At 66.3% G+C, this 7,983-nt stretch carries 11 protein-coding genes and 2 pseudogenes; 10 read left to right on the top strand and 3 right to left on the bottom strand.

Annotation, left to right across the window (positions count from 1 at the left end):
* Window positions 1-204: pseudogene (locus N878_RS07720) on the top strand (hypothetical protein); the annotation flags it as partial.
* Window positions 205-310: 106 nt separating this feature from the next.
* Window positions 311-859 (top strand): tetratricopeptide repeat protein, encoded by a 549-nt coding sequence (locus N878_RS07725; protein ID WP_021443091.1) that lies wholly within the window; start codon window positions 311-313, stop codon window positions 857-859.
* Window positions 860-890: 31 nt separating this feature from the next.
* Here N878_RS07725 and N878_RS07730 read toward each other — a convergent pair whose 3' ends face one another.
* Window positions 891-1,214: a DUF1820 family protein gene (locus N878_RS07730; protein WP_021443092.1), complete on the bottom strand. Its 324-nt coding sequence runs from the start codon at window positions 1,212-1,214 to the stop codon at window positions 891-893.
* A 171-nt stretch (window positions 1,215-1,385) separates the two neighbouring features.
* Between N878_RS07730 and miaB the strand changes: the two genes are divergently transcribed.
* The 6 genes from miaB (at window position 1,386) to yacG (ending at window position 6,098) form a co-directional block, all read left to right on the top strand.
* Complete coding sequence (gene miaB / locus N878_RS07735; protein WP_021443093.1) at window positions 1,386-2,729, top strand: tRNA (N6-isopentenyl adenosine(37)-C2)-methylthiotransferase MiaB; 1,344 nt, start codon at window positions 1,386-1,388, stop codon at window positions 2,727-2,729.
* Window positions 2,730-2,817: 88 nt separating this feature from the next.
* Window positions 2,818-3,810 carry a PhoH family protein gene (locus N878_RS07740; RefSeq protein WP_021443094.1) on the top strand — a complete coding sequence of 331 codons (993 nt, stop codon included), beginning with the start codon at window positions 2,818-2,820 and terminating at the stop codon, window positions 3,808-3,810.
* Complete coding sequence (gene ybeY, locus N878_RS07745; RefSeq protein WP_021443095.1) at window positions 3,803-4,258, top strand: rRNA maturation RNase YbeY; 456 nt, start codon at window positions 3,803-3,805, stop codon at window positions 4,256-4,258. Before N878_RS07740 ends, ybeY begins: the two co-directional genes overlap by 8 nt.
* Before the next feature lie 31 nt (window positions 4,259-4,289).
* Window positions 4,290-5,129: an HlyC/CorC family transporter gene (locus N878_RS07750; protein ID WP_021443096.1), complete on the top strand. Its 840-nt coding sequence runs from the start codon at window positions 4,290-4,292 to the stop codon at window positions 5,127-5,129.
* 169 nt (window positions 5,130-5,298) lie between these two features.
* Entirely contained in the window at window positions 5,299-5,907 is a 609-nt protein-coding gene (coaE, locus tag N878_RS07755; RefSeq protein WP_021443097.1) for a dephospho-CoA kinase, read from the top strand.
* The gene (gene yacG, locus N878_RS07760; RefSeq protein ID WP_021443098.1) at window positions 5,904-6,098 is read left to right on the top strand and encodes a DNA gyrase inhibitor YacG; all 195 of its coding nucleotides are present in this window, start codon (window positions 5,904-5,906) and stop codon (window positions 6,096-6,098) included. The genes coaE and yacG overlap by 4 nt, the downstream gene beginning before the upstream one ends.
* 33 nt (window positions 6,099-6,131) lie before the next feature.
* On the opposite strand, the gene N878_RS07765 is transcribed toward yacG, so the two are convergent.
* Window positions 6,132-6,347, bottom strand: a complete 216-nt coding sequence (locus N878_RS07765) for a hypothetical protein (RefSeq protein WP_031302892.1) — start codon at window positions 6,345-6,347, stop codon at window positions 6,132-6,134.
* 81 nt (window positions 6,348-6,428) lie between these two features.
* The gene (locus N878_RS07770; RefSeq protein WP_021443100.1) at window positions 6,429-7,118 is read right to left on the bottom strand and encodes an energy-coupling factor ABC transporter permease; all 690 of its coding nucleotides are present in this window, start codon (window positions 7,116-7,118) and stop codon (window positions 6,429-6,431) included.
* Between the two features lie 128 nt (window positions 7,119-7,246).
* Between N878_RS07770 and N878_RS07775 the strand changes: the two genes are divergently transcribed.
* Entirely contained in the window at window positions 7,247-7,876 is a 630-nt protein-coding gene (locus N878_RS07775) for a DUF1780 domain-containing protein (protein WP_021443101.1), read from the top strand.
* Window positions 7,873-7,983 (top strand): annotated as a pseudogene (locus tag N878_RS29490) (MOSC domain-containing protein); the annotation flags it as partial. The gene N878_RS07775 and the pseudogene N878_RS29490, both read left to right, overlap by 4 nt.

Consider the following 7,983-nt stretch of genomic DNA (forward strand, 5'->3'; position numbering starts at 1 on the left):
CAGTGGCCGCGGCGCGCGCCGCCGGCCGCTGCCGCGGCGGTGGTCGGATTGTTTCTGCTGGCCGGCCTGGCGGTGGGTACCGAGGGTTTTATCGGCCCGCTGCGCCGCGTCGACCTGTTCCACGGCCTGCTCACCCCGGCCTATCCGCTGCTGGCCTGGCTGCTGCTGAGCCTGCCGGGCAGCGCACGGCAATCGACCGGGTAAAGGTTTTGTAAGAAGCGCGCGGTTTATTTCATAATGCGACGGCCGGCACGCTTTACGCCGGCCGGGCATGTCCCCCACCCCGAACCGCCGAGGTCCCGTTATCCAGATGAACCGCACCGGCCGCACCCTGACCCTGGGCTGCCTGTTGCTTTTCCTCCCGCTGTTCGCACACGCCGGCGGCAACTCCCTGTTGATCCCCGCAACCGGCAGCTGCGCCCTCAACGGCGCTCCCGAAGACCTGCCCGAAGCGCTGGCCAGCTGTCAGGAAATGGCCCGCGGCGGCAACGTCCAGGCGGCGTTCGAACTCGGCGAATACCACTACGACGGCAAACGCGCCCCGCGCGACCTCAAGCAGGCGCTGACCTGGTTCGAACGCGCTTCGCTGCAGGGGCATGCCGAGGCGCAGCTGCGCCTGGGCACCATGTTCTTTCGCGGCGAAGGGGTGCCGGCGAACAACGTGCAAGCCTATATCGTGCTGAAGATGGCCTCGGTCAACGGTTCGGACGAGGCCATGGACACCGCCGACCTGGTGTCGGCGCAGATGCGCCGCGATGAACTGGAAATCGCCAGCCAGGTGCTGGGACAGATCTTCCGCAACTACCTGCTGGAGCTGCAGGCCGCCGAAGGCCGCTCGCCCTTCGCGCCCTTGCCCTGACCCTACCTAGCTGTAGCTCGTGGCCTGCCGCTTACTTGTCCGGCATCGGCATGGGAAACGGCATGACGTTGCCGCCGCCCTTGGCTTCGCTGATCTTCGGCGTGCCCAGGCGCTCCACCTCGTCGATGCGGATAATCGCGTGCATCGGCACGAAGCTGCGTACCACGCCGTCGAACTGGGCCTTGAGCTTCTCCTCGCTGGGGTCGACCACCACCTGGGTACGCTCGCCGAAGACGAACTCCTCCACCTCCAGGAAGCCCCACAGATCGCTCTGGAAGATCTGCTTGGCGTACATCTCGTACACCTGGCCCTGGTTGAGGAAGATCACCTTGTAGATGGGGTCGCGCTTGCTCATGAAGACTCGAAGTCAGGAAAAACGGGGGCAAGCAGAATAGCACAGCGCACAACGCTAGCCTGGATGAAATCTGGGCCATGCAATGCTTGAGGCTTGCGGCAGCTCTTGTAGCCTGATGCCCGCCGCTCCCCTATAATGCGCGGTCATTTTTTAACCAGCCCAGACAGTGCCATGACCAAGAAGCTCTATATCGAAACCCACGGTTGCCAGATGAACGAGTACGACAGCTCGCGCATGGTCGACCTGCTGGGCGAGCATCAGGCCCTGGAGGTCACGGAAAAACCCGAAGAAGCCGACGTCATCCTGCTCAATACCTGCTCGATCCGCGAAAAAGCCCAGGACAAGGTGTTCTCCCAGCTCGGTCGCTGGCGCGAGCTGAAGTTGGCCAACCCGGATCTGGTGATAGGCGTCGGCGGCTGCGTGGCCAGCCAGGAAGGTGCGGCGATTCGCGACCGCGCGCCCTACGTCGACGTGGTGTTCGGCCCGCAGACCCTGCACCGCCTGCCGGAAATGATCGACGCCGCACGCAGCACCAAGACCGCCCAGGTCGATATCAGCTTCCCCGAGATCGAGAAGTTCGACCGCCTGCCCGAACCGCGCGTCGACGGCCCCAGTGCCTTTGTCTCGGTGATGGAAGGCTGCAGCAAGTACTGCACCTTCTGCGTGGTGCCCTACACCCGCGGCGAGGAGGTCAGCCGGCCGCTGGCCGATGTGCTGCTGGAGATCACCCAGCTCGCCGACAAGGGGGTCAAGGAAGTCACCCTGCTCGGCCAGAACGTCAACGGCTACCGCGGCGCGGCGCCGGAAGGGCGCATCGTCGATTTCGCCGAGCTGCTGCACGCGGTGGCGGCGCTCGACGGCATCGAGCGCATCCGCTACACCACCAGCCACCCGCTGGAGTTCTCCGACGCGATCATCGCCGCCCACGCTGAGATCCCCCAGCTGGTCAAATACCTGCACCTGCCGGTGCAGTCCGGCTCGGACCGCATCCTCGCGGCGATGAAGCGCAACCACACCGCACTGGAATACAAGTCGCGCATCCGCAAGCTGCGCGCCGCGGTGCCGGACATCCTGATCAGCTCGGATTTCATCGTCGGCTTCCCCGGCGAGACCGAGAAGGATTTCGAGCAGACCATGAAGCTGATCGACGACGTCGGCTTCGACTTCTCCTTCTCCTTCATCTACAGCGCGCGTCCCGGCACGCCGGCGGCCGATCTGGTCGACGACACCGCGGACGAGGTGAAGAAGCAGCGCCTGGCCATCCTCCAGCACCGCATCAACCAGTACGGCTTCGAGAACAGCCGACGGATGGTCGGCAGCGTGCAGCGCATCCTGGTCAGCGACTACTCGAAGAAGGACCCGGGCATGCTCCAGGGCCGCACCGAGCAGAACCGCATCGTCAACTTCCGTTGCGACAATCCGCGGCTGATTGGCCAGTTCGTCGACGTGCATATCGACGACGCCCTGCCCCACTCGCTGCGCGGCACCCTGCTCGACGGACAGGGCCTCCACTAAAGCCGTAGCCGCCCGCGCTTTGCGTCTTGGGCGGCCGGCGTTATGCTTCGATTCACTACCCCAGCCGACTGGCGGCCATCACACGACCTTGAACGCTCCCCTAGAACCCCATCGTTTCGTCCTCGAACCCTTCGAGGCACGCCGTTTCGCCAATCTCTGCGGCCAGTTCGACGAACACCTGCGCCTGATCGAAGAACGCCTCGGCCTGGAGATCCGCAACCGCGGCAACCAGTTCGAGCTGCTCGGCAGCAGCGACAAGGCCCAGGCCGCCGAGCAACTGCTGCGCCGCCTGTACCGTGAGACCAAGGCCAACGAACTGTCGCCCGACCTGGTGCACCTGTACCTGCAGGAGTCCGGCGTCGAGGAACTGGTCAACCCCAGCAGCGCGCCGCAGGTCAGCCTGCGCACGCGCAAGGGGGTGATCAAGCCGCGCGGCGCCAACCAGCAGCGCTACGTCAAGGCCATCCTCGACCACGACATCAACTTCGGCATCGGCCCGGCCGGCACCGGCAAGACCTATTTGGCCGTGGCCTGCGCGGTGGACGCCCTGGAGCGCGAGCAGGTGCGACGCATCCTGCTGGTGCGCCCGGCGGTGGAAGCCGGCGAGAAGCTCGGCTTCCTGCCCGGCGACCTGGCGCAGAAGATCGACCCCTACCTGCGCCCGCTGTACGACGCGCTCTACGAGATGCTCGGCTTCGAACACGTGGCCAAGCTGATCGAGAAGCAGGTGATCGAGGTCGCGCCGCTGGCCTATATGCGCGGCCGCACCCTGAACAACAGCTTCATCATCCTCGACGAGAGCCAGAACACCACGGTCGAGCAGATGAAGATGTTCCTCACCCGCATCGGTTTCGGTTCCACCGCAGTGATCACCGGCGATATTACCCAGGTCGACCTGCCGCGCGGCACCAAGAGCGGCCTGACCCACGTGATCGACGTGCTGCGCGACGTGCCGGGCATCAGCTTCACCCACTTCAAGCCCAAGGACGTGGTGCGCCACCCCCTGGTGCAACGCATAGTCGAGGCCTACGAGCGCCACGACAACCGCCTGCACGGCAAGGTCGAGGACGGCGATGCTTGAACTGGACCTGCAACTGGCCAGTGACGGCCAGCACCCCGACGAAGCCCAGCTGCGTCACTGGTGTGAGCTGGCCCTGCGCCAGCGCACCGCCGACTCCGAACTGACCATCCGTCTGGTCGACGAAGCCGAAGGCCGCGAGCTGAACCGCACCTGGCGGCACAAGGACTACGCCACCAACGTGCTGTCCTTCCCCGCCGAGATTCCTGACGGAATTCTCGATATCCCGCTGCTGGGCGACCTGGTGATCTGCGTGCCGGTGCTCGAGCGCGAGGCCGCCGAGCAAGGCAAGACGCTGGAGGCGCACTGGGCCCACCTGGTGATCCACGGCTGCCTGCACCTGCTCGGCTACGACCATATCGAGGAAGACGAAGCCCTCGAAATGGAACAACTGGAACGACAATTGCTCGCCGAACTGGGTCATCCCGACCCTTATGCCGGCGACGAATAGCCCTCCTGACAAGGAACCCCGAGTAAACGCCATGAGCGAAGACCGATCGAGCAACGAGCAGAAGTCCTGGTTGAACAAACTGACCCAGGCTTTTGCTCATGAGCCGAAAAACCGCCAGGAACTGCTGGAAGTCCTGCGCGAAGCCCACCAGAACAAGCTGCTCGACAGCGAGGCCCTGGCCATTGTCGAGGGCGCCATCCAGGTCGCCGACCTGCAGGTACGCGACATCATGGTGCCGCGCTCGCAGATGATCAGCATCAAGGCCAGCCAGACGCCGCGCGAATTCCTCCCCGCCATCATCGACGCCGCCCACTCGCGCTACCCGGTGATCGGCGAAAGCCTCGACGACGTCATCGGCATCCTCCTGGCCAAGGACCTGCTGCCGCTGATTCTCTCGGGCGAGCAGCCCAGCTTCAACATCAAGGACCTGCTGCGCCCGGCCACCTTCGTGCCCGAGTCCAAGCGCCTCAACGTGCTGCTGCGCGAGTTCCGCGCCAACCACAACCACATGGCCGTGGTGATCGACGAGTACGGCGGCGTCGCCGGCCTGGTGACCATCGAGGACGTGCTCGAGCAGATAGTCGGCGACATCGAGGACGAGCATGACGTCGAGGAAGACGGCTATATCAAGCCGCTGCCGTCCGGCGACTTCCTGATCAAGGCGCTGACGCCGATCGACAGTTTCAACGAGACCTTCGACAGCGAGTTCTCCGACGACGAGTACGACACCGTCGGCGGCCTGGTGATGAACGCCTTCGGCCACCTGCCCAAGCGCAACGAGGTCACCGAGATCGGCGAGTTCCGCTTCCGCGTGCTCAACGCCGACAGTCGCCGCATCCACCTGCTGCGCCTGACCCCGGTCAATCGCTGAGCCGGCGCAGCCCGTGGCCCGGATGTATCCGGGGGATTGCCCCCGGATACATCCGGGCCACGCCGCGCCTCGATCGCCATAGCGGCCGCGCACTGGCGGATTGTTCGCTTCGCTGCCGAATCCACCCTACAATCGCGGCCTTGAGCAGCAACGGGACCGCAACCTCGCTATGAAACCCTGGATTCTCGGCCTGACCGGCGGCATCGGCAGTGGCAAGAGCGCGGTGGCGCAAGGCTTTATCGAGCGCGGCGTGCACCTGGTGGACGCCGACCATGCCGCGCGCTGGGTGGTCGAACCCGGTCGCCCGGCGCTGAGCAAGATAGTCGAGCATTTCGGCGCCGGCGTGCTGCAGGCCGACGGCCAACTGGACCGCGCCGCCCTGCGCCGACTGGTGTTCGCCGACCCCGAACAGCGCCGCTGGCTGGAAGCGCTGCTGCATCCGCTGATCGGCCAGGAGATCGTCCAGGTGCTGGCGCGCGCCGAGTCGCCCTACGCCATCCTGGTGTCGCCGCTGCTGGTCGAATCCGGCCAGCAGCGCCTGACCCAGCGCGTGCTGGTGGTCGATACCCCGGTGGAGCTGCAGGTGCAGCGCACCATCGCCCGCGACCAGAGCAGCGAGGAGCAGGTGCGCGCGATTCTCCAGGCCCAGGCCAGCCGCGAGGAACGCCTGCGCCACGCTGACGACGTGCTGCTCAACGACCGCGACCTGGCCTGGCTGGATGCCGAGGTCGAACGCCTGCACACCTTCTACCTGACCCTGCGCGGAGGCCAGCCATGACCACCACAGTGCAATGCCCCACCTGCGGTGCGCCCGTCGAGTGGAAAACCGAAAATACCTACCGCCCGTTCTGCAGCGAACGCTGCAAGCTGATCGATCTCGGCGCCTGGGCCGCCGAGGAGCACGCCATTCCCGGTGACCACCTGGAAGACGAACTGTTCAGCGGCGAACTGCCGACGCGGCCGCACTGACCAACCGTGGCCGTAGCCCGGATCATATCCGGGCTACGGCCGCATAAAGGCGTAATCGCGCTCGTCGTCGAGGTTGTCGGCGAGAAACTGCAGCTCGTGCGCCAGCTCCTGCGCATCGCGCAGCCCCCTGTTCTGCTCGACGACCTCCGCCAGCAGCGCGCGCAACGCCAGCAGGCGGTCGAAGCCCTGCGCCTCGGCGCCCTGCAGATCCGCCTCCAGGGCGATTCGGGCCCAACTGTGAATGCTCATGCGCGACTCCTCAATGGTTTGCTCCAGCATGGCGCGAAACCACGGCGCGGCATTGATCCGGATCAAGCGGCGCAGGCGGATTCACTCGTCGCGCTCGTCCTCCTTCCACGGTGCCTGCAGGTAGCGACTGCGATTGAAGGTCTCCAGCCAGTCCGGGTAGAACACCACCAGCGCGGTGACCACGGTGCCGTTGATAAAGGCCTCGGGAAACATCACCAGCCACAGGTAGCCGGCGAAGTCGTCCAGCCAGGGCGGCATGGGGAACAGGCCGTCCAGCCACAGCAGGCCGAGGCCGCCGAGCAGGGTCAGCAGGGTGGCCAGCGCCGCCGGGAAGAAACCGCAGAAGAAGATGTAGACGAACAGGTTGCGCGGCTGCGCGCGCTCCACCCGCAGCGCGCACAGTTCGGTGACCAGCACCGGGATCAGCACCAGCAGCACGCCGTTGACGCCGAGCGCGGCCAGGTCCTGGCGGCCGATGGCGAGCAGGCCGAGTTGTGCCGCCAGGCCGGCCAGCACCGCCAGTGGCCAGTCCAGCAGCAGGGTCACCGCGGTCATGCCGATAAAGTGGTAGGACAGCCCCGAGTCGAAATCGCGGCGCACCAGCCACAGCAGGAACAGCCCGAGCATGGTGCCGAACAGCAGATGCTGGCGGCGCAGGTCGCTGCACAGCTCCAGCCAGGGGGCCCGCCAGACGGCCCAGAGCAGCGCCGGCAGGTAGATCAGCCAGCCGGCCGCCAGGGTAGTGCCCGCCAGCAACTCCGCCGCGATCATGCCGCCGCCCCGCTTTCGTCGTCTCTGCGCATGCCATCCTCCGCTCGCTGCCGGGCAGTCTACACCGGCCGCTGGCGGCGGACGACTCGCGCTGGCAAGCCCCCCCGGCGCGGGGCTAAGCTAGGTTCATGGACGACTCCGATTACCTGCGTCTACTCACGCACCAAGCCGAACAAGCCAACGCCTTTCTCTCCAACGCCAAGAAGTGGGAGCGCGAGCGCTGGGTCTGCCAGCGCCTGCTGCAGGCGCTAAACGTCGCCCAGCGCAACGAGGATTTCAGCCCCAGCGGGCAGGAGCCGCCGGACGTGCTGTTTCGCGACGCCAACTTCGAGGTGTTCTTCGTCCTCGACGAGGGCCGCCGCCTCAACGACGAATGGCGCGCCGAGCTGGAACGCCGGCGCAGCGCCTTCTCCCTCAGCCAGCTGGTGCGCCGCGAAGCCCGCCCCAAGCGCATCCCCGCCAGCGAGCTGCAGGCGCGCCTGGCGCCCACCCTGCGCAAGAAGGCGCACAACTACCGCGAGCGCGGCATCGACCTGGGCGAACTGGACCTGATCGCCTTCGTCAGCCTCAAGCGCGCCGCGCTGGACTGCAACAGCCACTTCCCGCCGCCCACCGAATACCTGCGCCAGGGCTGGCGCTCGCTGTCGCTGGTCGGCCCGCGTTTCGCCCGCGTGCTGTTCGCCCACCCGGACGCCCCGGATTTCCTGCGCCAGAACCTCGGCCGCAGCCTGCTGTTCGACATCGGAATCAGCCTGTGAGGTCGCTGCAGGAGCTGCTCGCCGAGGTGCCGCAGGTCGGCCGGGTACGCTGGATAGGCGTGCGCCCGGCCGCGCGCGCCGCCATGCTCGAGGTCGAGGCCGTGCAG

Origin of the sequence: Pseudomonas sp. EGD-AK9 (assembly GCF_000465935.2) — a bacterium.
GTDB lineage: Bacteria > Pseudomonadota > Gammaproteobacteria > Pseudomonadales > Pseudomonadaceae > Aquipseudomonas.